This window comes from Allobosea sp. UNC402CLCol (assembly GCF_000745475.1).
GTDB lineage: Bacteria > Pseudomonadota > Alphaproteobacteria > Rhizobiales > Beijerinckiaceae > Allobosea > Allobosea spartocytisi.
On sequence record NZ_JQJJ01000016.1, the window covers coordinates 41,507 to 64,339 of the forward strand.

Sequence of the window (22,833 nt, forward strand, 5' to 3'; positions counted from 1 at the left end):
TGGCGGATAAGATGAAGGCCCGGTGGCATTGCGTCCACCGGGCCTCGTTGTCTATCGGGTCGCGATCCGATCAGGCCGCGGCGTAGCCGACCGTGCCCTTGATCTCGAGGAACTCCTCGAGGCCGAAATCGGCGTATTCGCGGCCGTTGCCGGACTGCTTGTAGCCACCGAAAGGCGCGCCGGCGTCCCAGGCCGGGTAGTTGATGTAGACATTGCCCGAGCGCATCTGCGAGGCGATCTTGCGGGCGCGCTCCTGCGAACCGGACTGGACATAGGACGCCAGGCCGTAGGGCGTGTCGTTGGCGCGCGAAACCACCTCGTCGTCGCTCTTGTAGGGCAGGATCGACAGCACCGGCCCGAAGATTTCCTCGCGGGCGATGGTCATCTCGTCGGTCACGCCGCCGAACACGGTCGGGCGGACATAGTAGCCGCGATTGAGCCCCTCCGGACGGCCCGGGCCGCCGGTGACCAGCGTCGCGCCTTCCTTGATGCCGGCCTCGATCAGCCGCTGGATCTTCTCGTACTGGACCTCGCTGACGACCGGCCCGAGGAAGACGCCGTCCGCGGAGGGAGCGCCGACCTTGAGCGGCTCGGCCACCTGCTTGGCGATGGCAAGCGCCTCCTCATGCAGCTTCTCCGGCACGAACATCCGGGTCGGCGCGTTGCAGGACTGGCCGGAGTTGCGCATCACGCTCTCGACGCCGAGCTTCACCGACTTCTTCAGGTCGGCATCGTCCAGGATGATATTGGCCGACTTGCCGCCGAGCTCCTGGTGCACGCGCTTGACCGTGTCCGCCGCCGCCTTGGCGACGAGAATGCCGGCCCGCGTCGAGCCGGTGAAGGAGACCATGTCGACGCCCGGATGGCGCGAAATGGCCTCGCCGACCGTCGGGCCGTCGCCGTTGACGAGGTTGAACACGCCCTTAGGCACGCCGGCCTCGTCCATCGCCTCGGCGAAGATGATGGCGTTGAGCGGGGCGATCTCGGAGGGCTTCAGCACCATGGTGCAGCCGGCGGCGAGCGCGGGCGCGACCTTGCACATGATCTGGTTGAGCGGCCAGTTCCACGGCGTGATCATGCCGACGACGCCGATCGGCTCCTTGGCGATCAGGGTGGTGCCGCGCAGCTCCTCGAACTCGAAGTTTTCGAGGGTCTCGATCATCTTGGCGAGATGGGCGGTGCCCATCGCGGCCTGCGCGCGATGCGCTAGCTCCTTCGGCGCGCCCATCTCGCGCGACAGGATGTCGGCGATGGCGTCGTAGCGCTTCTTGTAGGCCTCGGCGAGGCGGCGCATCAGGGCGAGGCGCTCGGCCTTGGAGGTCGCGGCGAAGGCCGGGAAGGCGGCGCGTGCGGCCGCGACGGCCTTGTCGACATCGGCCTGCTCGCCGAGCGCGATGGTGGCGAAGACCTCCTCGTTCGACGGATCGATCACGCCGAGCGTGCGGTTGCCCGAGGGCTTCACCCACTGGCCGTCGATATAGAATTCGAGCTCATGCGCCATGGTCTGGTCTCCTGCCTTGTCTTGGCTCGGGCGCGCGGACAGCCTGCCGGAAGCGGCTGGCGATCGATGCCCCGAGCGGGAACTGTCGGTGTCGGATGCGAACGGGCCGCCTTGCGCGATCATGCATCGCCGGCCGCCATCGACGCTGTATCTGACGGGGCATAACGTTAGGGGGCGGATCCGCGCCTGTCACCGGGTGCCGCGCCGCGTTTGCGGATGGCGGCCATGCAGTGGCGCTTCTTGTGCGAGGACGTGCCGGGCCTGTTCTTCACGAGAACCACCGCGTCATCCCGGGTCTACGCTTCGCTTCGCCCGGGATGACGGTGGAGATGAGTGTGCTCAGAGCCGTGCCTTGACGCTGCGCGGCGTCGCCAGCAGCAGGCTGGTCTCGCTGTTGGTGACGCCGGGGATCAGGCGGATGCGCCGCAGCACCTGGTCGAAGGCGATCAGGTCGGAGGTGCCGAGCTCGACCACGAGGTCCCAGTTGCCGTTGGTGGTATGGATGCTGGAGACCTCGCTGAAGCCGGAGAGCGCGGTGATGACCGCATCGGCCGCTTGGCCGGCGATCTCGATCATGGTGATGCCGCGCACCGGCAGGTCGATCGCATCCGAGCGCAGGATCACGGTGAAGCCGATGATCTCGCCCGACTGCTCCAGCTTCTCCAGCCGCGAGCGCACCGTCGCCCGCGTCAGGCCGAGATCGGTGGCGAGGTCCGATATGCTGCGGCGCCCGTCATGGCGCAGCAGGGTGATGAGGCGCTGGTCGATATCATCCATTGATCAGAATGGATAATCGACTTTATCGATCCGATCAATATCGGCGCCGATCAGGTCGATCTGGCTTCTATCGCCTGCCGCTGAAAACACGGAGAATGGCTCCTCCATAAGAACAGCGCGGGGACTCATGATTCAGCAGCTCAACGTCGTGCCCTTCGTCAGCGTCGACCACATGATGAAGCTGGTCCATGCGATCGGCATCGAGCGGATGCTGTCCGACATCGCGGCTTATATCGAGCAGGATTTCCGGCGCTGGGAGATCTTCGACAAGACGCCGCGCATCGCCTCGCACAGCCTCGAAGGCGTGATCGAATTGATGCCGACCAGCGACGGCAAGCTCTACGGCTTCAAATACGTCAACGGCCATCCCAAGAACATGAAGGCCGGCTTGCAGACGGTCACCGCCTTCGGTCTGCTCTCCGATGTCGCGACCGGCTATCCGGTCCTGCTTTCGGAGATGACCATCCTGACGGCATTGCGCACGGCGGCGATGTCGGCGGTGGCGGCCAGACACCTCGCGCCGAAGAACGCGGCGACCATGGCGATCATCGGCAACGGCGCGCAGTCCGAGTTCCAGGCCTTCGCCTTCCGCGCCCTGCTCGGCATCGAGAATCTGCGGCTCTATGACGTCGATCCGGCCGCAACCGAGAAATGCGCCCGCAACCTCGCGCGCCGCGGTTTCAGGATCACCCGCTGCGCCACCGCGATGGAAGCGGTCGAGGGCGCGGAGATCGTGACCACCGTCACCGCCGACAAGCAATACGCCACGATCCTGACCGACAACATGGTCGGCGCCGGCATCCATATCAACGCAGTCGGCGGCGATTGCCCCGGCAAGACCGAGATCCACCGCGACGTGCTGCTGCGGTCCTCGATCTTCGTCGAGTATCCGCCCCAGACCCGCATCGAGGGCGACATCCAGCAGCTCGATCCCGACCACCCGGTCGAGGAACTCTGGAAGGTCATCGCCGGGGAGGCTCAAGGCCGCACCGATTCCAGCCAGATCACGCTGTTCGACTCGGTCGGCTTCGCCATCGAGGATTTCTCGGCGCTGCGCTATGTCCATGAGCGCATCCGCGAGGCCGGCACCTATGTCGATCTCGACCTGATCGCGGACCCCGATGATCCGCGCGACCTCTTCGGCATGCTGATGCGGGCTGCGCCGAGTTCGGCCGCGGCGGCCTGAGGTTTAGGCCGCGTCGCGATCCCAACGCGGAAACGGGTCTTCCAGCCCGAGCAGCGCCTGCGTCAGCCCGGTCGCCGGGCTGCCGGTCAGGCAGGAATCGAGCTCGGCGCGGATCGCCGCCTCGTCCATCTCCGGCCCGCCGATGAAGACCATTTCCTGGCGCCGGTCGCCCCATGTCGGCGACCAGTGCTTGCGCATCAGCGACTGGAACTCTTCCGAGCGCGGCCAGCGCTCCCGCGGTACCGCCGCCCACCAGCGCCCCATCGCTTCGGTGCGGGTGATCCGCCCGGCCAGCGAGTATTCGCCGACCCAATGCGGCCGGCTTGCCAGCCAGAAATGTCCCTTGGCCCGGATCACGCCCGGGAGGCGCTGAGCCATGAGCTCATGCAGCTTCAGCGGATGGAACGGCCGGCGCGCCCGGTAGACGAAGGAGCGGATGCCGTATTCCTCGGTCTCCGGCACATGGTCGCGGAAGCCATAGAGCTCCTTGTGCCAGAGGGGATGGGTCTGCGCCTTCTCCTCGCTGTAGAGCTTCGTATCGAGCAATCGGTCGAGCGGCACGCGGCCGAAATCGGCCTCGACGATGCGGGCATCGGCATTGAGCCCGCGCACCACCTGCCTGACCCTCTCCAGCTCTTCGGCCGAGACCTCGCTCGCCTTGTTGATCACCACGACATCGGCGAATTCGATCTGCTCGACCAGGAGATCGACCAGCGTGCGCTCATCGCCTTCGCCGGCCGTCTCGCCACGATCGCCGAGGAAGTCGCGGCTGTCATAGTCCTTGAGCAGGTTGAGCGCGTCGACCACCGTCGCCATCGTGTCGAGCCGGGCGACATCGTCGAGCGAGCGGTCCTCTTCGTCGCGGAAGGAGAAGGTCGCGGCGATCGGCAGGGGCTCGGCGATACCGGTGCCCTCGATCAGCAGGTAATCGAATTTGCGCTCCTCGGCGAGGCGGCGCACCTCGCTCAGCAGATCGTCGCGCAATGTGCAGCAGATGCAGCCATTGCTCATCTCGACCAGGCTCTCCTCGGTCTTGGAGAGGTTGGCCCCGCCCTCGCGCACGAGATCGGCGTCGATGTTCACCTCGCTCATGTCGTTGACGATGACGGCGACGCGCCGGCCCTCGCGGTTGTTCAGGATGTGATTCAGCAAGGTGGTCTTGCCGGCGCCAAGGAAGCCGGAAAGGACCGTGACCGGCAGGCGCCGGTCGAGGAGGAGAGAAGATGCGGCCATCGGAAGGAGCCCGGTTGGGACAAAGGATAATTTGTTACAGTATAACATTTCATCCCTGTCAACTGAGGCGCCCTCCGTCGTGAGTGGCTTGTCCTTGTCCGAAGGCTCGGGGGAGGGGCGTTCAGACGGCCGGCGGCGCTTGCGCGAGGTCGAAGAAGGCTTTCGCCGCCTTGGAGAGATAGCGTTCCTTGTGGCGCAGCACGAAGAAATGCCGCTTGGGCAGAGCGATGGCGACGGTGGCGAGCCGGCTGGCGGCGATGGCATTGGCCGCGACGAGCCGCGAAATCGCCGTCGCGCCGGCGCCGGCCGCGACGGCGGAGCAGATGGCTTCGTTCGAGGGCAGCTCCAGCGCGACAGTAAGATCATCCGGCGCAAGGCCGAGCCCCGGCAGCGCCGCCTCGAACATGGCGCGCGTGCCGGAGCCGGGCTCACGCAGCACCCATGGCCCTTGCCGCAAGGCCTCGGAGGCGGGTGGCTGCCCTGCCCAGGAATGTCCGGCCGGCACGACGATCACCAGCTCGTCCTCCGCCACGGCGGTCACGGCGAGCGTCGGATCGTCGATCGCGCCTTCGATGAAGCCGAGATCGGCCGCGCCGTCATGGATCGCGGCCGTGACGGTCTCGGTATTGTCGATGCCCAGGCTCACGGTGATGCCGGGATGGACGGCACGGTAGCGCTGGATCAGCGGCGGCAGCCAATAATTCGCCACGGTCTGGCTCGCCATCAGCGAGAGCGCGCCGCGCGACAGTCCGGCGAGGTCGGTGAGCACGGCCTCGGCAGCGGCGGCTCGCGCCAGCACGGCGCGTGCCTCGGCGAGGAAGAGCCGCCCGGTATCGGTGAGGGCGATCCGCCGGCCGATCCGGTCGAACAGCTTGGTCGCGTAGCGCGCTTCCAGCGCCGCGATCGCCGAGCTGACCGCCGATTGCGTCAGGTTCAGGGCGCGGGCGCCTTGCGTCAGATGCTCCCGTTCGGCGACGGCGACGAAGATGCGGAGCTGTTCGAGCGTCATCAGCCGATCTTACAGCCCGATCGAAAAAACTCAGCCTCTCAGGATGGGTCGCGAGGATCGATGTCGAAAACGATCATATAAAGACATCTTTATATCTTTGATTGCCTTCCGCCGCTGGCACTGCTAGAGAGCCGCCATCATTCAGTGAGCGATTGGAGCTTCCCCGTGTCGCAGGACTACATCGTCAAGGACATCTCGCTTGCGGATTACGGCCGCAAGGAAATCAACATGGCCCAGGACGAGATGCCGGGCCTGATGGCGATCCGCGCCGAGCACAAGGGCAAGGCCCCGCTCAAGGGCGCGCGCATCGCCGGCTGCCTGCACATGACCATCCAGACCGCCGTGCTGATCGAGACGCTGAAGGAACTCGGCGCCGATGTGCGCTGGTCGTCCTGCAACATCTTCTCGACCCAGGACCACGCCGCCGCCGCGATCGCCGCGACCGGCACCCCCGTCTTCGCCATCAAGGGCGAGACGCTGGAAGAGTATTGGGAGTACGTGCTGAAGACCGCCACCTGGGGCGACGGCGGCACGCCGAACATGATCCTCGACGATGGCGGCGACCTGACCATGCTGATCATCCTCGGCGCCGAGGCCGAGGCCGGCAAGGCCGAGTTCCTCGACAAGCCCGGCAATGAGGAAGAGACGATCTTCTTCGCGCTGATCAAGCGCCAGCTCAAGGCCAATCCGGGCTGGTTCACCAAGACCCGCGCCGCGATCAAGGGCGTCTCCGAGGAGACCACCACCGGCGTGCATCGCCTCTACGAACTGGCCAAGGCCAATCGCCTGCCGTTCCCGGCGATCAACGTCAACGACAGCGTCACCAAGTCGAAATTCGACAACCTCTATGGCTGCCGCGAGTCGCTGGTCGACGCCATCCGCCGCGGCACCGACGTGATGATGTCGGGCAAGGTCGCGGTCGTCGCCGGTTATGGCGACGTCGGCAAGGGCTCGGCCGCCTCGCTGCGCCAGGCCGGCTGCCGCGTGCTCGTCACCGAGATCGACCCGATCTGCGCCCTGCAGGCGGCGATGGAAGGCTATGAGGTCGTGACGATGGAAGACGCTGCCCCGCGCGGCGACATCTTCTGCACGGCGACCGGCAATCTCGACGTCATCACCGTCGACCACATGCGCGCGATGAAGCACCGCGCCATCGTCTGCAATATCGGCCATTTCGACTCGGAGATTCAGGTCGCCGGCCTGAAGAACTTCAAGTGGGACAACGTCAAGCCGCAGGTCGACGAGGTCGAGTTCCCCGACGGCAAGCGCATCATCCTGCTCTCGGAAGGCCGCCTGGTGAACCTCGGCAACGCCACGGGCCACCCGTCCTTCGTGATGTCCTGCTCGTTCTCGAACCAGACGCTCGCCCAGATCGAGCTCTGGAACCACCACGCGAACTACCAGAACAACGTCTACACCCTGCCGAAGCATCTCGACGAGAAGGTCGCGGCGCTCCATCTCGCCAAGGTCGGCGCCAAGCTCACCAAGCTCAATGACGCCCAGGCGAAGTACATCGGCGTGCCGCAGGCCGGGCCGTTCAAGCCCGAGCTCTACCGCTACTGACAGCAGCGCAGCGGCAAGAACGACGAGGCCCGGCGCAAGCCGGGCCTTTTTTCGGTCTGACGATGCCTTCGGAATAAAACAAGAACACAACTAATAGTGGTTTCTGGGCATAGAATATCTAGACCTTGATGCGGGTGCGCCTCCTTCGAGTGCGCCTCGAAAAACTCTCCGTTTACCTGCGATTAAGCACTTCCTGACGGAGTCAGGCGACGATTACAGTGGGGCTGATTCGGGGTGCCGCGACGGCGCGGCTCCCGGTTCAAGCTCTATAGTGATTGGCGTGGTGGCGCGCGTGGATCGGCCGCCGGGGAGGGTGTAACGCCCGGCTCCGCGATACCGATTCCGACGAGACCGGCGATGTTGGCGGCCGCCCGGCCGCCCAAGAGGCGACAGACGCGGAATGAGACGTGCGAGGCGACAGGGACGAGGTGGCGGCTGGCGTCCAGGCGGGCTTCTGCCCGCATTGGCCCTGCTTCCCGTGCCTGCCATGGCCCAGAGCGACCTGCTGTCGCCGGCCAAGCTCGATACGGTGAGCACCGGCGCGCTCTCCATCATCCTGGCGGGTCTTGCCGTCTTCGCCACGACGACATCCCTCGTCTATGTCCGCGAGCGCACGCGCTGGCAGCGGCGCGAGGCCAGGCTCGCGAGCGAGCTGGAGGCGGCGCGCGGCCATCAGGAGCGGCTTTCCATCCTGCTCGCCGCCGATCCGCAGGTGGTCGCGAGCTGGAACGGGCGCGACGCACAGCCGGTCTTCGAGGGCGATAGCGGCTTCCTCGGTGCGCCCGGGGCGGCGCTGGCGCTGGCCTATGGCAGTTGGGCGACGCCGACCGACGCCAAGCGGCTGGAACTGGCCACCGACGCGCTGAAGGAGCGCGGCGAAGCCTTCAGCTTCACGATCCGCAGCAAGGCCGGGCCTTTCGTCGATATCGAGGGCCGGCCCGTCGCCGGGCGCGCCGTCATCCGCTTCCGCGAGGTCACCGGCGAGCGGGCGCAGGTGATGACGCTGCGCAGCGAGCTGGAGCGGGTCACGGGAGACCATGCGGCGCTGTCGAGCCTGCTCGCCGGGCTGCCTCACCCCGCCTGGATGCGCGATGCCGACGGGCGTCTGCTCTGGGTCAACGCCGCCTATGCAGGGGCGGTCGAGGCCGGCGATGCAGCGACAGCCGCCAAGAGCGGGATGGAGCTGCTCGATCGCAACGAGCGCGAGGCGGCGGCGCGTGCGCGCCGCGAGGGCAACCCCTTCGCGATCCGCACTCCGGCCATCGTCGCCGGCCAGCGCCGGACGCTCGACGTCGTCGAATTGCCGACCGCGACCGGCTTCGCCGGCCTGGCCACGGATATGAGCGAGCTGGAAGCGGTGCGCAACGATCTGCAGCGCCAGATGGACGCCCATGTCCGCACGCTCGACCGGCTGAAGACGGCGGTGGCGGCCTTCGACGGCACGCAGCGGCTGCTCTACCGCAATGCCGGCTTCGACGCGCTCTGGTCGCTCGATCCGGCCTTCCTCGACGGCCAGCCGACCGATGGCGAGATCCTCGACCGCCTGCGTGCCGAGCGCCGCTTGCCCGAACTCGGCGACTACCGGAGCTGGAAAACGGGCGTTCACGCCGCCTATACCGCCACGCGCGCGAACGAGGATTGGTGGTACCTGCCCGACGGGCGCACCATACACGTCGTCTCCAGCCCCAACCCGCAAGGCGGCGTCACCTATCTCTATGACGACGTCACCGAACGCTTCACGCTGGAATCGCGCTTCAACGCGCTGACCCGTACCCAGCGCGAGACGCTGGATTCGCTGCGCGAGGGCGTCGCCGTGTTCGGTTCCGACGGGCGCCTCAAGCTCTCGAACCCCGCCTTTGCCCAATCCTGGCGCATCGACGCCGACCTGCTCGCCAGCGGCCCGCATATCGACGAGGTGGTCGGGCTTTGCCGGCCGCTCTTCCCGCAGGACGAGGTCTGGCGCGAATTGCTCAGCACCGTCACCGGCGTGCGCGATGCGCGCGAGGATTATCGCTGCCGGATCGAGCGCCGCGACGGCACCGTGCTCGATATGGCGGCCGCGCCGCTGCCCGACGGCGCGACGCTGATCTCCTTCGCCGACGTCACCGCCAGCGTGAATGTCGAGCGGGCGCTGACCGAGAAGAACGACGCGCTGGAGAAGGTCTCGCGGCTGCGCGAGGACTTCGTCCACCACGTCTCCTACGAACTGCGTTCGCCGCTGACCAACATCATCGGCTTCGCCCAGCTTCTTGGCACCGAGACCGTCGGCGCGCTCAACGAGAAGCAGCGCGACTACACCTCCCATATCGTGCGCTCCTCGGGCGCGCTGCTCGCCATCATCAACGACATCCTCGACCTCGCCACCATCGACAATGGTGCGCTGACGCTCGACATGCAGGATGTCGACGTCGCCGACACCATCGCGCAGGCGGCGGCCGGGCTTCAGGACAGGCTGACCGACAGCAAATTGTCGCTCAAGGTCGAGATCGATCCGCGCACCGGGCCGCTGCGGGCGGATGGCAAGCGCCTGCGGCAGGTGCTGTTCAACCTGCTCTCCAACGCGATCGGCTTCTCCTCGCCCGGCCAGACCATCGGCGTCAGGGCGACGCGGCAGGGCGGCGACATCCGCCTCACCGTCACCGATCAGGGCCGCGGCATCCCCGCGGAGGTCAAGGAGAAGGTGTTCGAGCGCTTCGAAAGCCATTCTCTCGGCTCGACCCATCGCGGCGTCGGCCTGGGGCTCTCGATCGTGCGCTCGATCGTCGAGCTCCATGGCGGCCATGTCGAACTTGACTCCACGCCGGGGCAGGGCACGCGCGTCACCGCGATCTTCCCGGCTCAGGGCCTGCCGCTCTCGGACGCTGCCGAATGACCGAGGAAGCCCGCGCGGCCGGCACGCACCGGCTCCTGCTGGCGAATGAGGCGGCGACGATACGCCTCGCCGCCGATATCGCCGCCATCGTCAAGCCCGGCGACATCGTCGCGCTCTCCGGCCATCTCGGCTCGGGCAAGTCGCTGATGGCGCGCGCCATCCTGCGCGAGCTCGCCGGCGACCCCGCACTGGAGGCGCCGAGCCCGACCTTCACCCTCGTGCAGAGCTACGAGACGCCGCGCGGCCCGGTCCTGCATGCCGATCTCTATCGCGTGCGCTCGCCGGACGAGCTCGACGATCTCGGCCTTGTCGAGGACGTCGACCAGGCGGTGATGCTGGTCGAATGGCCCGACCGCGCGGGCGGGCGCCTGCCGGCCGGGCGGCGCCTCGACATCCTGCTCGACATCGATCCCGACAATCCGGAAACCGGCCGCATCGCCGATCTCTCCGGCGGCGTGCTCTGGAAGCAGCGCCTCGCTATCGCGGTCGCGGCGCGCAAGCTCATCGACGGCGCCGGCTGGGGCGAGGCACGGCGCGACTTCATGCTCGGCGACGCCTCGACGCGCGCCTATGAGCGCCTGACACGGCCGGGCGGCGAGACCGCCGTGCTGATGATCTCGCCGCCGCGCCCGGACGGACCGCCGATCCGCATGGGCAAGCCCTACAGCGCGATCGCGCATCTGGCCGAGACCATCGACGCCTTCGTCGCGATGGATCGCGGCCTGCGCTCGCTCGGCTATTCCGCCCCCGAGATCCTGGCCGAGGATCTGGCCGGTGGGCTCCTGCTGATCGAGGATCTCGGCGCGGAGGGTGTGCTCGATGCGGAGGGCCGGCCGATCCCCGAGCGCTACGAGGCCACGGCCCGGCTGCTCGCCGACCTGCACCGCCACACCCTGCCGACGATCCTGCCGGTGGCCGAGGGCCACGACCACATCATCCCCGAATACGACCGGCAGGCGCTGGCGATCGAGACCGAGCTGATCCTCGAATGGTATGCTCCGCATATCGCCGGGGTGACGCTGCCGGCCGTGACGCAGGCTGAGTTCGGCCGCATCTGGAACAAGCTCTTCGACGAGATCCTCGCCGCACCCGCGACCTGGACGCTGCGCGACGTCCATTCCCCCAACCTGATCTGGCTGGACAAGCGCGAGGGGCTGGCGAAGCTCGGCCTGATCGATTTCCAGGACGCGGTGCTGGGCCATCCCGCCTATGACCTCGCCGCGCTCGGGCAGGATGCGCGCGTCGACGTGCCGGCTGCGCTCGAACTCAGGCTGCTCGCGGCCTATGGCTCGGCCCGCCGGGCGGACGTGCCCGATTTCGACCTCGCCGGCTTCGCCCGCGCCTATGCGATCCTCGGCGCGCAGCGTAACACCAAGATCGCCGGCATCTTCGCCCGCCTCGACAAGCGCGACGGCAAGCCGGGCTATCTCAAGCACCTGCCGCGGATCGAGGCCTATCTGCGCCGCAATCTCGAGCACCCGGCCCTTGAGGAGCTCAAGGGCTGGTACCAGGCGCATATGCCGAGGCTGTTCGAGGAGCCGGGCGAAGCTGTCTGAAGGTCGGGGTCCGGTACCCGTGACAGGGCGTCATTCTCGGGCTTGACCCGAGAATCTCTGGAAACCAGGCAGGGAGCCTTCTGCGGCAGGAGATGCCCGGGTCGAGCCCGGAGCATGGCGGCGCGAACCGGGCAGAGCCCGTTCAGCGCCTCACTCGCCCTCGCCGAAGCGGTCGGCGATCAGCTCGCTCAGCGCCTGCAGCGCCTCGCCTGCCTCCGGTCCCTGGGCGACGATGGTGATGGTCGAGCCGATGCCGGCGCCAAGCGTCAGCACGCCCATGATCGAGGTCGCGCCGACCGTCTCGCCGCAGCGGCTGACCGTGATGTCGGCCTCGAAGCGGGCGGCGCATTGCACGAATTTCGCCGTGGCGCGGGCGTGCAGCCCCTTCTTGTTGATGATCTGGAATTCGCCGTAGCGGGCGCCGGCGGGAATCTCGGTCTCGGGGCAGTCGCAGTCTTCTTCCATTCCGCCCTTCCTGCTCGCCCTTATTTGCCGGCAAGAACCCGGCTGGCGACGGTGATGTATTTGCGGCCCGCATCCTGCGCGCTCGTCACCGCTTCGTCGAGGCTCTTCTCCTCGCGCACGCTGGCGAGCTTGATCAGCATCGGCAGGTTGACGCCGGCGACAACATCGACGCGACCCGGCTCCATCACCGAAATGGCGAGGTTGGAAGGCGTGCCTCCGAACATATCGGTGAGGATGACGACGCCGCGACCGCCCTCGACCTGCTCGACGGCGGCGATGATGTCGCGGCGGCGACTTTCCATGTCGTCATCGGGGGCGATGGCGATGGTCGCCAGGTTCGCCTGGGGGCCAACGACATGTTCGAGGGCCGCGCGGAACTCCGTCGCCAGATGCCCATGAGTCACGAGGACCAGTCCGATCATTCAATCCAGCACCGGAGAGCGCCCATCGGCGCCCGGACAAGGTGGCGGTTTATGCGGCAGGTGCGAGACAATCGCAAGGGACTCGCCGCCGAAAACGCCGAAATCATGGCCTTCACGCCTGGCCTGTGAACAAGTCGAGCGCGGTGAGCACCAGCCGCTCGTCGCCGACACGTCCCGCCACGCGCAACCGCGGCAGGTCGATCCCGCACAGGTTGTCCACCAGCTCTTCCGGTTCCGGCATGCGCGCCGGCTCCTCGCCGATCAGATCGACGAGCAGCCTGACGACGACGGCCGGCGTTGCCGGCTCCGGCGTCAGGCCGAGGCCGCGGCGCTCGACGATGCCTTCCAGCGGCGCGACCGCCCGGGCCACCAGCCGGTCGCCTCTTGCCGTCAGGGCGGTGCGATCATCGGCCACGAGCCGGCCGAAGCGGCCGGCCTGGCCGGCCAGCGCGATCAGCGCGAGCGCCAGCGTCGACTTGCCGCTGCCGGCAGGGCCGCGCAGCAGGATGCCGGCCTCGCCGATGGCGACGGTGGTCGCATGGACGCGCGTCTCGCCGGCCCGGTGGGGGGGCGGCTTCCCCCCCGGATCAGGAAGCATGCTGATAGGCGGCCGGCAGCCGGACGATGAAGCGGGCGCCGAGCCGCGGCGTCTCGCCGCCCGGCTCCGCCGGTCCGAGCCGGTTCTCGGCCCGGATCGAGCCGCGATGCGCCTCGACGATCTGGCGCGAAATCGACAGGCCCAGCCCCGAATTCTGGCCGAAGCCCTCATTCGGACGGTCGGTGTAGAAGCGCTCGAAGATGCGCTCCAGCGCATGCGGCTCGATGCCCGGCCCTTCGTCCTCGACGGTGACGAGCACGTCGTTGGCGACACGCGAGAGCATGACGCGCACCGTGCCCTCCGACGGCGAGAAGGAGCGGGCGTTGTCGATGAGATTGACCATGACCTGCCCGATCCGCGAATCGTGCCCCATGACGAGGAAGGCGTCGGCGCCGGGGCGCTGGCTGCGCCGCTCAGCCGAGAGCTCGATCTTCGCCTGCCCCTCGCGGCGCGTCTCGTTCTGGATCGTCACCACGGCCTCCAGCACCTGCGCGACATCGACCGGAGCAGAATCGTTGCGGGCGAGTTCGGCATCGAGGCGGGAGGCGTCGGAGATGTCGGAGATCAGCCGGTCGAGACGGCGCACATCGTGCTGGATGACCGAGAGCAGCCGCCCGCGCGAATCCTCCGTCTTGGCCCGCGGCAGCGTCTCGACGGCGCTGCGCAGCGAGGTCAGCGGATTCTTGAGCTCATGGGCGACATCGGCGGCGAAGCTCTCGATCGCCTCGATGCGGCTGTAGAGCGCCTTGGTCATGTCGCGCAGCGAGCCGGACAAATGGCCGATCTCGTCATGCCGGCTGCCGAAATCAGGGATCTGCTCGCGCGACTTGACGCCGCGCCGCACGCGCTGGGCTGCGTCGGCGAGCTTGCGGATCGGCTCAGCGATCGTGCCGGCGAGCAGGACCGAGAGCACGATCATCACGCCCGCCGCCACGGCGAAGACCTGGAAGATGGCAAAGCGCTCGGCGGCGATCACCGCGTCGATGTCGCCCCCTTGCGTCGAGAGCAGCAGCGCGCCCTTCACCGCCCGGAAGCGTTGCACCGGCACCGCGACCGAGACGATGGTCTGGCCGCGCGTGTTGACGCGCACAACGCTCGCCGGCGCCCCGTTCAGGGCGCGCGCGACCTCCGGATAGGACTTGCCGTTGGCGTTCTCGAAATCGTCATAGGTCGGCACATCGGCCCGGCCGAGCCGGTTGCGCAGCATGTTCCAGGTGCGCTCCAGCAGCGGCGGCTCGTCGGGCTCGCCGACGCGCGGCAGGTCGAGGCGCAGCACGTCGCCGCGCGAATAGAGGCCGCGCGAGTCGATGGTGAGGAAGCCCTCTTTGTCGTAGACCCGCGCCCGCGTCTTCGTCGGCGTCACCAGGCGGCGCAGGAGGGGCGCGACCTTCTCGGGATTGATCGAGAAGTCGAGCGGATCATCGGCGATGCCGGCGCTTTCGCCGGCCTGGAGCTGCAGCAGCTTGTCCGGATCGATGGTGATCGTATCGGTCTCGACCGTGGCCGAGGCCGCAATCGCTCCGGCGATGATCTCGCCCTGCGTCAGCAGGCTCTGCACGCGCGCCTCGATCAGGCCTTCGCGGAACTGGTTGAGATAGAGGAAGCCGAGCAGCAGCGCGAAGAGGCCGCCGAGATTCAGCACGACGATGCGTCGCGTCAGGCTGGACGCCGCGCGCGACGAGACCGCACGCGCCATGCGGCGCCAGATCAGGCCGAGACGGCGCCGCAGAGCCGCGCTCCAGCGGCTTCCCGCCGATGACGCAGGTGCTTCGTTGTCGACCGTTGCCATGCCTTGGGTCTGTACTCGCTCCAGCCGCGCCCCAGCCCGATCCGGCACGCGGGATCCCAGCATCGATATCCGGCAGGCTCGCCTCAGGTTTCCTTGAAGCGATAGCCCACGCCGTAGAGCGTCTCGATCATGTCGAACTCGGGATCGACCTGATTGAACTTCTTGCGCAGCCGCTTGATGTGGCTGTCGATGGTGCGGTCATCGACATACACCTCATCGTCATAGGCCGCATCCATCAGGGCGTTGCGGCTTTTGACCACACCGGGACGCTGCGCCAGCGACTGCAGGATCAGGAATTCCGTGACGGTCAGCGTCACCGGCTCGCCCTTCCAGGTGCAGGTATGCCGCTCGGGGTCCATGCGCAGCAGGCCGCGCTCCAGCGCCTTGGCATCCTCGGAACGGGGAACGGCGGTGGGGTCCTTGGCGCCGGCGCGGCGCAGGATCGCCTTGACGCGCTCGACCAGGAGGCGCTGCGAGAACGGCTTCCGGATGAAATCGTCGGCGCCCATCTTGAGCCCGAAGAGCTCGTCGATCTCCTCGTCCTTCGAGGTCAGGAAGATGACGGGCAGGTCGGATTTCTGGCGCAGCCGGCGCAGCAGTTCCATGCCGTCCATGCGCGGCATCTTGATGTCGAAGATCGCGAGGTCCGGCGGGTTCTGCTTCAGCCCGTCGAGGGCCGAGGCACCGTCGGTATAGGTCATGATGCGGTAGCCCTCGGCCTCGAGCGCGATGGATACCGACGTCAGGATGTTGCGGTCGTCATCGACCAGCGCAATCGTTGGCATAAGGGTTTCATCTCTTGCTCTTGTTGCAATAAAGGGGTCCACTCCCCTGCGAGAGCGGCCAAAGCATGGCAGCAATCTAGCGCCTCGGAGGCGGATTCGCTATGGCGCAACGCTCGAACGCCCCAAGCGTTCATGTTTTTGCAGAAGAAATCGGACCGGCAGGAAGCAAACGGAGATGACCGAGGCCGTCGCCCCCTCCGCCATCACGCCGCGCGGCCTCGAACTCGGCGGCTCCGCGCCGGATGATTTCGACGCCGTCGCCATGGCTCGCGCGACATTGCGCAAGGCGCGGATCGCGGCGCTGGCGACGCTCGACCCGATGAGCGGCTTCCCGCTCGCGACGCTGACGAACATCGCCACCGATGTCGATGGTTCGCCGCTGTTCCTCGCCTCGAAGCTTTCGCTCCACACCCGCAACATCGAGGCCGATCCGCGCGTTTCTGTTCTCGTCTCGTCGCTGGGCAAGGGGGATCCGCTCGCCAATTCCGCCCGGCTCAGCGTCGTCGGGCGGGCCGAGCGCTGCGCCGACGAGAACGCCAGGCGCCGCTTCCTCGCGCGCCACCCCAAGGCGAAGCTCTATGCCGACTTCCCGGATTTCTCGCTGTTCCGCCTCTCCGTCCAGGGGTTCCACCCCAATGGCGGCTTCGCCCGTGCCGGCGAGATCGCGGTCGGTGCGGTGCTGCTCGACCTTGCCGGCTGCGAGGCGCTGATCGCGGCCGAGGACGACGCGATCGCCCATATGAACGAAGACCATGCCGAGGCGCTGAGCCTCTATGCGACGAAGCTTCTGGGCCTCCCCGAAGGACGCTGGAAGGTGACCGGCCTCGACCCGGAAGGGCTCGATCTCATCTGCGGCGACGAGAACGGGCGGCTCGTCTTCCCCTCGCGCGTCACCGAGCCGGCCGGGCTGCGGCATGTCCTCGTCGCGCTCGCGCAGGAGGCACGGGCGCGCGGATGATCGGGGCGCGGGGATATTCACCATCCTCGCTCACCATCCCCCGCGAATTCAAACGATTTAGCCGAAGTTGCGAAGTTTTTTGCGATTTCCGTGACTTGAGCGCCGTGCCGCCGAGGCTTAAAGACCGGACACGGCCGCAAGGTCTCCGCCCGGCGCTGGATCTTCTTCAAGGTCCGAGCGTACGCGTTCGACAACAGGCTGCCACGATGCGGCGGCTGCCGGAGGATTTCAGTGAACACGATCGGTCAGTTCAACGCCGCCCAGGGTGCCGAGGGCTTCGGCTTCCGCAAGCTCAAGGCCGTGTACTGGAACCTGGAGGCGCCACAGCTTTACGAGGAGTCGCTGCGCCGGGGCGAATCCCAGCTCGCGCGCGGCGGTGCGCTCTGCGCCGATACCGGCAGCCATACCGGCCGCTCGCCCAAGGACAAGTTCACGGTGCGCGACGCGCTGACCGAGAACACGGTCTGGTGGGACAACAACCAGGCGATGAGCCCTGAGCATTTCGAGACGCTGCTCGCCGATTTCCTGGCGCATGCCGAAGGCAAGGAGCTGTTCGCGCAGGATCTCTATGGCGGTGCCGACCCGGCCCATCGCGTCAAGGCCCGGGTCTATACCGAGATGGCCTGGCACTCGCTCTTCATCCGCAATCTGCTGATCCGCCCGGCGCGCGGGGAATTGGACGATTATGTCCCGCAGATGACGATCGTCGACCTGCCGAGCTTCAAGGCCGACCCGGCCCGGCATGGCTGCCGCAGCGAGACCGTCGTCGCGATCGATTTCACCCGCAAGATCGTGCTGATCGGCGGTTCGGCCTATGCCGGCGAGATGAAGAAATCGGTCTTCACCTATCTGAACTACGTGCTGCCGACCAAGGGCGTGGTGCCGATGCACTGCTCGGCCAATGTCGGCCCCAAGGACGACCCGGCGATCTTCTTCGGCCTGTCGGGCACCGGCAAGACCACGCTCTCGGCCGACCCCGCGCGCACGCTGATCGGCGACGACGAGCATGGCTGGTCGAAGGAGGGCATCTTCAACTTCGAGGGCGGCTGCTACGCCAAGACGATCCGTCTCTCGGCCGAGGCCGAGCCCGAGATCTTCGCCGCCTCGCTGCGCTTCGGCACGGTGCTCGAGAACACCGTGATGGACGAGCTGACCCGCGAGGTCGATTTCGACAATGAGAGCAAGACCGAGAACACCCGCTCGGCCTATCCGCTCGACTTCATCCCCAACGCCTCGCGCACTGGCCGCGCCGGCATCCCGAAGAACATCGTGATGCTGACCGCCGACGCCTTCGGCGTGATGCCGCCGATCGCCAAGCTGACCCCGGCCGAGGCGATGTACCACTTCCTCTCCGGCTACACCGCCAAGGTCGCCGGCACGGAGCGCGGGCTGACCGGCGTGCAGCCGGAGTTCTCGACCTGCTTCGGCTCGCCCTTCCTGCCGCGGCACCCGTCGGAATACGCCAATCTGCTGCGCGACTTCATCGCCAAGCACCATGTCGATTGCTGGCTGGTCAACACCGGCTGGACCGGCGGGCAGTACGGCACCGGCCGGCGCATGCCGATCCGCGTGACGCGCCGGCTGCTCTCGTCCGCGCTCGACGGCTCGCTCAACCGCGCCGATTTCCGCCGGGATCCCTATTTCGGTTTCGCCGTCCCCACGTCGGTGCCCGGCGTCGAGCCGCACATCCTCTATCCGGTGAAGACCTGGGCCGACAAAGCCGCCTTCGCCGAGACGGCGAAGAACCTCGTCGGCATGTTCGCCAAGAACTTCGCGAAGTTCGAGGCCCATGTCGACGACGCGGTGAAGGCGGCGGCGCCGAGCAATTCGCTCGCAGCCTGACGTCAAGCGGCTGCGGCTATGCTAGGAGAGGCGGCCATGCGCCGCCTCTTTCTCATTGTGCTGAAGCTCGTCCTGACCCTCGTGATCCTCGGTGCCGCGCTCTGGGGCGCGGGCTTCCTTTATTTTCGCCTGTCCGGTGCGACGGCCGGCATCGCGGCCATCGGCTTCGGCATCGCCGCGTTGGCCGGGCTCGTCGGCATCTGGACGAGCGAGGCGCGGCTGCCGCTGGGCTTCGCCGCCCTCTTCATTGGCCTTCTGTCCTGGTGGAGCAGCTTCCTGCCCTCGCATCAGCGCGATTGGATTCCCGAGCTCGCCCGCCTGCCGAGCATCGCTCGCGAAGGCGAGGTGCTCACGGTTTCGAATGTCAGGAACTTTCGCTGGCGCAGCGAGCAGGATTACGACCAGCGCTGGGAGACGCGCCGCTATGACCTCGCCGCGATCAGCGGCGCCGACATCGTCCTGAGCTACTGGTCGGGCGAGGCGATCGCGCATCTGCTCGTCAGCTTCACCTTCTCCGACCAGCCGCCCCTGACCTTCTCGGTCGAGATCAGGCGCGAGAAGGGCGAGGAGTATTCGGCCATCGCCGGCTTCTTCCGCAGCTACGAGATGGCCTATGTCGCCGCCGACGAGCGCGACATCGTCGGCCTGCGCACCAACGCACGCAAGGAGGATGCGCGTCTCTTCCGGCTGAGTGCCTCGCCGGCCCAGGCGCGCGACCTGCTGCTGGCCTATGCCAAGGACGTGAACGACCTTGCCGCCAAACCGCGCTGGTACAATACGCTGACCACGAACTGCACCACCGTGGTCTACCACCTCGTCGGCACGGTGGCGCCCGAATGGAAGTTCTCGCTGCCGCTCGATCCGCGCGTCCTGCTCTCGGGCTATTTGCCGGGCTATCTCCAGCGGATCGGCGCGATCCGGCAGGATGTGCCCCTCGACGAGTTGGTCCGCCTCGCGCGCATCGGCGACAAGGCGCGAACGCTCTCGCTCGACGATCCGGATTTCTCGGCGAAGATCAGGGAAGGCGTGCCGACGGGGCGGCCGTAGCAGCGCTCTCCCGTCATGGTCGGGCTTGACCCGACCATGACGGAAACCAGTGCCCTCTCGTCCAGCGCTTCTCGGGTCTGCGCCCGAGAATGACGATTGGATGCCCGGCGTTACCGGAAGAACAGGAAGGTCTGCAGGATGAACACCGGGATCAGGATCGCGCCGGACCAGAGCATGTAGCCGAAGAAGCTGGGCATCGCGATCTTGCGGTCCTTGGCGATGGCGTAGACCATGAAGTTCGGCGCGTTGCCGATATAGGTGTTGGCGCCCATGAAGACCGCGCCGCCCGAGATCGCCGCCAGCGTCAGCGCGCCCGTCGTCATCAGTTCCTTGGCATTGCCGCCCGCCAGCTCGAAGAAGACGAGATAGGTCGGGGCGTTGTCGAGGAAGGAGGAGAGCAGCCCGGTCAGCCAGAAATAGGCGACGGTGTTGTGGCTACCGTCGGGATGGTTGACCAGCGCGACCAGCGACGAGAAGGCGCCCTCGCGTCCGGCCTGCAGCATCGCCAGCACCGGGATGATGCAGATGAAGATGCCGGCGAAGAGCTTCGCGACCTCGAGAATCGGCCCCCAGGAGAACTCGTTGCCGGCGCGCACCTGCTTCGGGGTCAGCACCAGCGAGAGCCCGGCGAGCCCGAGCAGAATGACGTCTCGGACGAGGTTTTGCAGCTCGACATGCACGCCGTGGATATCGAAGACGACGCCCGGCTTCCAGTTGGCGGAGAGCAGGATCGCGGCGATGACGCCGGCGAGCAGGGGGATGTTGACCTTGCCCCAGAGCTTCAGGTTGCGGTCCGGCGTCGGGTCCTTCAGCGACGGCAGGCTGTCGTCCTTGCTGTAGAGATAGCTGTCGAGCGCGTAGAACAGCGGCAACAGGACCACGACGGCGAAGCCGGTCTCCGGCAGCAGGTGCCAGGTCGTCCAGAAGAAGTCGACCCCGCGCAGGAAGCCGAGGAAGAGCGGCGGGTCGCCGAGCGGCGTCAGCGATCCACCGATATTCGAGACCAGGAAGATGAAGAAGACCACGACATGGACGTTGTGGCGCCGGTTGTCGTTCGCCCGCAGCAGGGGCCGGATCAGGATCATCGAGGCGCCGGTCGTGCCGACGATGCTGGCCATCACCGTGCCGATCGCGAGGATGACGGTGTTGGTCGCCGGCGAGCCGTGCAGGTTGCCGGTGATCAGGATGCCGCCCGCGATGGTGAAGAGCGCGAAGAGCAGGATGATGAAGGGCAAATATTCGAGCAGGGCCGTATGGAGCACGGCGCCGAGCGAGGCGTCGAAGCCGCGCAGGGCGACGAGCGGCACCAGCAGCAGGAGCGCCCAGAAGGCCGCGAACTTGCCGTAGTGCAATTCCCAGAGATGGTGGAACAGGATCGGCCCGAGCGCGATCGAGAGCAGCATGCCGGCGAAGGGCAGCGCCCAGAGCGGCCCCATCGTCGCGCCGCCGATATCCCCGGCCGCGAGCGCGGCTCCTGGCAATAGGCTGATCACACCGGCGCCGGCCAGCGCCTTCCACCATTTCGCCATGCTGTCTCCTTGCTCAGGGCTTGGGTGGATCGATCGCCGGCGGCGCGGTGAAATCGAAGCCGCCCGGACCGCCGATGGTCGGAACCTGGATCGAGTCGAACTGCTTGTCGATCGCCTTCTGGTCGAGCTGCACGGCCGAGGCCTTGTAGTGCATCACCATCTGCGGGAAGAGCACGACGAGCGCGACCATGATGCACTGGATCACGACGAAGGGCACGGCGCCCCAGTAGATCTGCCCGGTGGTGACGGGCTGCATCATCCTGCCGGTGATCTTGTCCTTGTAGGGGTTCTTCGGCGCGACCGAGCGCAGGAAGAACAGCGCGAAGCCGAAGGGCGGGTGCATGAACGAGGTCTGCATGTTCACGCCCAGAATGACGCCGAACCAGATCAGGTCGATGCCGAGCTTGTCCGCCGCGGGGCCGAGCAGCGGCACGATGATGAAGGCCAGCTCGAAGAAGTCGAGGAAGAAGGCGAGCAGGAACACCATCACGTTGACGACGATCAGGAAGCCCGTCGCGCCGCCCGGCAGGCCGACCAGCAGGTGCTCGACCCAGACATGGCCGTTGACGCCGTAGAAGGTGAGCGAGAAGACGCGCGCGCCGACCAGGATGAAGAGCACGAAGGCCGAGAGCTTGGCGGTCGACTCCGTCGCCTGCCGGAGCAGCTCGAAATTCATGCGCTTCTTGCCCCAGGCGAGCAGGATCGCGCCGGCCGCGCCCATGGCGCCGCCCTCCGTCGGCGTGGCGACGCCGATGAAGATCGTGCCCAGCACCAGGAAGATCAGAGCCAGCGGCGGCACCATCACGAACACGACCTGCTCGGCCATGCGCGAGAGCAGGTTGAGGCCCAGCGCCTTGTTGATGAGCGCGATCACGAAGGACACGCCGACCGCGATCGACATCGTCAGCACGACGAAGTCCGACCCCGCCGTCACCTTGGTGAAGAGCTTCATATAGGCGTAGGCGATGGCGAAGGAGATGACGGTGACGACGAGCAGCGAGAACCGCCGGGTCTTGCCGTCGGCGTCGCGCAGCGTCTGCGCTTCCGGCGGCAGGCCCGGGGCGCGCTTCGGATAGACGATGGTGACGAGGAAGACGTAGAGCGCGTAGAGGCCGGCCAGGACGAGGCCGGGAATGAAGGCGCCCTCATACATGTCGCCGACCGAACGGCCGAGCTGGTCGGCGAGCACGATCAGCACCAGCGAGGGCGGGATGATCTGGGCCAGCGTGCCCGAGGCCGCGATGACGCCCGAGGCGAGGCGCCGGTCATAGCCGTAGCGCAGCATGATCGGCAGCGAGATCAGGCCCATCGAGATCACCGAGGCCGCGACGACGCCGGTGGTGGCCGCAAGCAGCGCGCCGACGAAGATCACGGCATAGGCGAGGCCGCCACGGACCGGGCCGAAGAGCTGGCCGATCGTGTCGAGCAGGTCTTCGGCCATGCCGGAGCGCTCGAGGATGAGGCCCATGAAGGTGAAGAACGGGATCGCCAGCAGCACGTCGTTGTTCATCGTGCCGTAGATGCGCTCCGGCAGAGCCTGCAGGAAATTCTCCTGGAACAGGCCGAGATCGATGCCGATCAGCGCGAAGAGCAGGCCGTTGGCCGCGAGCGCGAAGGCGACGGGATAGCCCAGCAGCAGGAAGACGACGAGCGTGGCGAACATCACCGGCGCCATGTTGACGCGCAGGAAATCGCCGATGC

The 22,833-nt window shown here is 67.0% G+C and carries 18 protein-coding genes; 7 read left to right on the forward strand and 11 right to left on the reverse strand.

Translation table 11 applies throughout. The features are described 5' to 3' along the window. Nucleotides 1–70: 70 nt before the first annotated feature. Together GY40_RS21320 and GY40_RS21325 are read right to left on the reverse strand one after the other, a co-directional pair. Nucleotides 71–1,501: an aldehyde dehydrogenase family protein gene (locus tag GY40_RS21320; RefSeq protein ID WP_038366716.1), complete on the reverse strand. Its 1,431-nt coding sequence runs from the start codon at nucleotides 1,499–1,501 to the stop codon at nucleotides 71–73. Between the two features lie 339 nt (nucleotides 1,502–1,840). Further along, nucleotides 1,841–2,278 carry an Lrp/AsnC family transcriptional regulator gene (locus GY40_RS21325; protein WP_038366719.1) on the reverse strand — a complete coding sequence of 146 codons (438 nt, stop codon included), beginning with the start codon at nucleotides 2,276–2,278 and terminating at the stop codon, nucleotides 1,841–1,843. A gap of 127 nt (nucleotides 2,279–2,405) precedes the next feature. Here GY40_RS21325 and GY40_RS21330 point away from each other — a divergent pair, with 127 nt between their 5' ends. After that, nucleotides 2,406–3,464 carry an ornithine cyclodeaminase gene (locus GY40_RS21330; protein WP_038366722.1) on the forward strand — a complete coding sequence of 353 codons (1,059 nt, stop codon included), beginning with the start codon at nucleotides 2,406–2,408 and terminating at the stop codon, nucleotides 3,462–3,464. Nucleotides 3,465–3,467: 3 nt separating this feature from the next. Here the strand turns inward: GY40_RS21330 and GY40_RS21335 are convergent, their stop codons facing one another. Together GY40_RS21335 and GY40_RS21340 are read right to left on the reverse strand one after the other, a co-directional pair. Then, nucleotides 3,468–4,697, reverse strand: coding sequence for a GTP-binding protein (locus tag GY40_RS21335; protein ID WP_038366725.1), 1,230 nt, complete (start codon nucleotides 4,695–4,697; stop codon nucleotides 3,468–3,470). A 121-nt stretch (nucleotides 4,698–4,818) separates the two neighbouring features. After that, complete coding sequence (locus GY40_RS21340) at nucleotides 4,819–5,706, reverse strand: LysR family transcriptional regulator (protein WP_038366728.1); 888 nt, start codon at nucleotides 5,704–5,706, stop codon at nucleotides 4,819–4,821. Nucleotides 5,707–5,850: 144 nt separating this feature from the next. Between GY40_RS21340 and ahcY the strand changes: the two genes are divergently transcribed. From ahcY to tsaE, 3 genes are all read left to right on the forward strand, one after another. Continuing rightward, nucleotides 5,851–7,269, forward strand: coding sequence for an adenosylhomocysteinase (ahcY, locus tag GY40_RS21345; RefSeq protein WP_248311246.1), 1,419 nt, complete (start codon nucleotides 5,851–5,853; stop codon nucleotides 7,267–7,269). Between the two features lie 487 nt (nucleotides 7,270–7,756). Continuing rightward, nucleotides 7,757–10,141, forward strand: a complete 2,385-nt coding sequence (locus GY40_RS21350; protein ID WP_248311247.1) for a sensor histidine kinase — start codon at nucleotides 7,757–7,759, stop codon at nucleotides 10,139–10,141. Then, complete coding sequence (gene tsaE / locus GY40_RS21355; RefSeq protein ID WP_038366734.1) at nucleotides 10,138–11,697, forward strand: tRNA (adenosine(37)-N6)-threonylcarbamoyltransferase complex ATPase subunit type 1 TsaE; 1,560 nt, start codon at nucleotides 10,138–10,140, stop codon at nucleotides 11,695–11,697. Before GY40_RS21350 ends, tsaE begins: the two co-directional genes overlap by 4 nt. A 150-nt stretch (nucleotides 11,698–11,847) precedes the next feature. Here tsaE and GY40_RS21360 read toward each other — a convergent pair whose 3' ends face one another. The 5 genes from GY40_RS21360 to GY40_RS21380 form a co-directional block, all read right to left on the reverse strand. Beyond that, complete coding sequence (locus tag GY40_RS21360) at nucleotides 11,848–12,162, reverse strand: HPr family phosphocarrier protein (protein ID WP_038366736.1); 315 nt, start codon at nucleotides 12,160–12,162, stop codon at nucleotides 11,848–11,850. A gap of 20 nt (nucleotides 12,163–12,182) precedes the next feature. Then, a complete protein-coding gene (locus GY40_RS21365; protein WP_038366739.1) occupies nucleotides 12,183–12,584 on the reverse strand; it encodes a PTS sugar transporter subunit IIA in 402 nt (133 codons plus the stop codon). A 112-nt stretch (nucleotides 12,585–12,696) separates the two neighbouring features. Then, on the reverse strand, nucleotides 12,697–13,182 hold the full coding sequence (locus tag GY40_RS21370) for an HPr kinase/phosphorylase (RefSeq protein WP_051988375.1): 486 nt from the start codon (nucleotides 13,180–13,182) through the stop codon (nucleotides 12,697–12,699). Then, nucleotides 13,172–14,971, reverse strand: a complete 1,800-nt coding sequence (locus GY40_RS21375) for a stimulus-sensing domain-containing protein (protein WP_081925583.1) — start codon at nucleotides 14,969–14,971, stop codon at nucleotides 13,172–13,174. The genes GY40_RS21370 and GY40_RS21375 overlap by 11 nt, the downstream gene beginning before the upstream one ends. An 83-nt stretch (nucleotides 14,972–15,054) precedes the next feature. Further along, a complete protein-coding gene (locus GY40_RS21380) occupies nucleotides 15,055–15,756 on the reverse strand; it encodes a response regulator transcription factor (RefSeq protein ID WP_038366741.1) in 702 nt (233 codons plus the stop codon). A gap of 175 nt (nucleotides 15,757–15,931) precedes the next feature. Here GY40_RS21380 and GY40_RS21385 point away from each other — a divergent pair, with 175 nt between their 5' ends. From GY40_RS21385 to GY40_RS21395, 3 genes are all read left to right on the forward strand, one after another. Next, nucleotides 15,932–16,714: a HugZ family pyridoxamine 5'-phosphate oxidase gene (locus GY40_RS21385; protein ID WP_051988376.1), complete on the forward strand. Its 783-nt coding sequence runs from the start codon at nucleotides 15,932–15,934 to the stop codon at nucleotides 16,712–16,714. A 231-nt stretch (nucleotides 16,715–16,945) separates the two neighbouring features. Then, nucleotides 16,946–18,556 carry a phosphoenolpyruvate carboxykinase gene (locus GY40_RS21390; protein WP_038366744.1) on the forward strand — a complete coding sequence of 537 codons (1,611 nt, stop codon included), beginning with the start codon at nucleotides 16,946–16,948 and terminating at the stop codon, nucleotides 18,554–18,556. Between the two features lie 36 nt (nucleotides 18,557–18,592). Then, entirely contained in the window at nucleotides 18,593–19,603 is a 1,011-nt protein-coding gene (locus GY40_RS21395) for an Lnb N-terminal periplasmic domain-containing protein (RefSeq protein WP_038366747.1), read from the forward strand. Nucleotides 19,604–19,713: 110 nt separating this feature from the next. Here GY40_RS21395 and GY40_RS21400 read toward each other — a convergent pair whose 3' ends face one another. Beyond that, on the reverse strand, nucleotides 19,714–21,132 hold the full coding sequence (locus tag GY40_RS21400; RefSeq protein ID WP_038366750.1) for a sodium:proton antiporter: 1,419 nt from the start codon (nucleotides 21,130–21,132) through the stop codon (nucleotides 19,714–19,716). Between the two features lie 13 nt (nucleotides 21,133–21,145). After that, nucleotides 21,146–22,831, reverse strand: a complete 1,686-nt coding sequence (locus GY40_RS21405) for a TRAP transporter large permease (RefSeq protein WP_112763919.1) — start codon at nucleotides 22,829–22,831, stop codon at nucleotides 21,146–21,148. Nucleotides 22,832–22,833 lie beyond the last annotated feature (2 nt).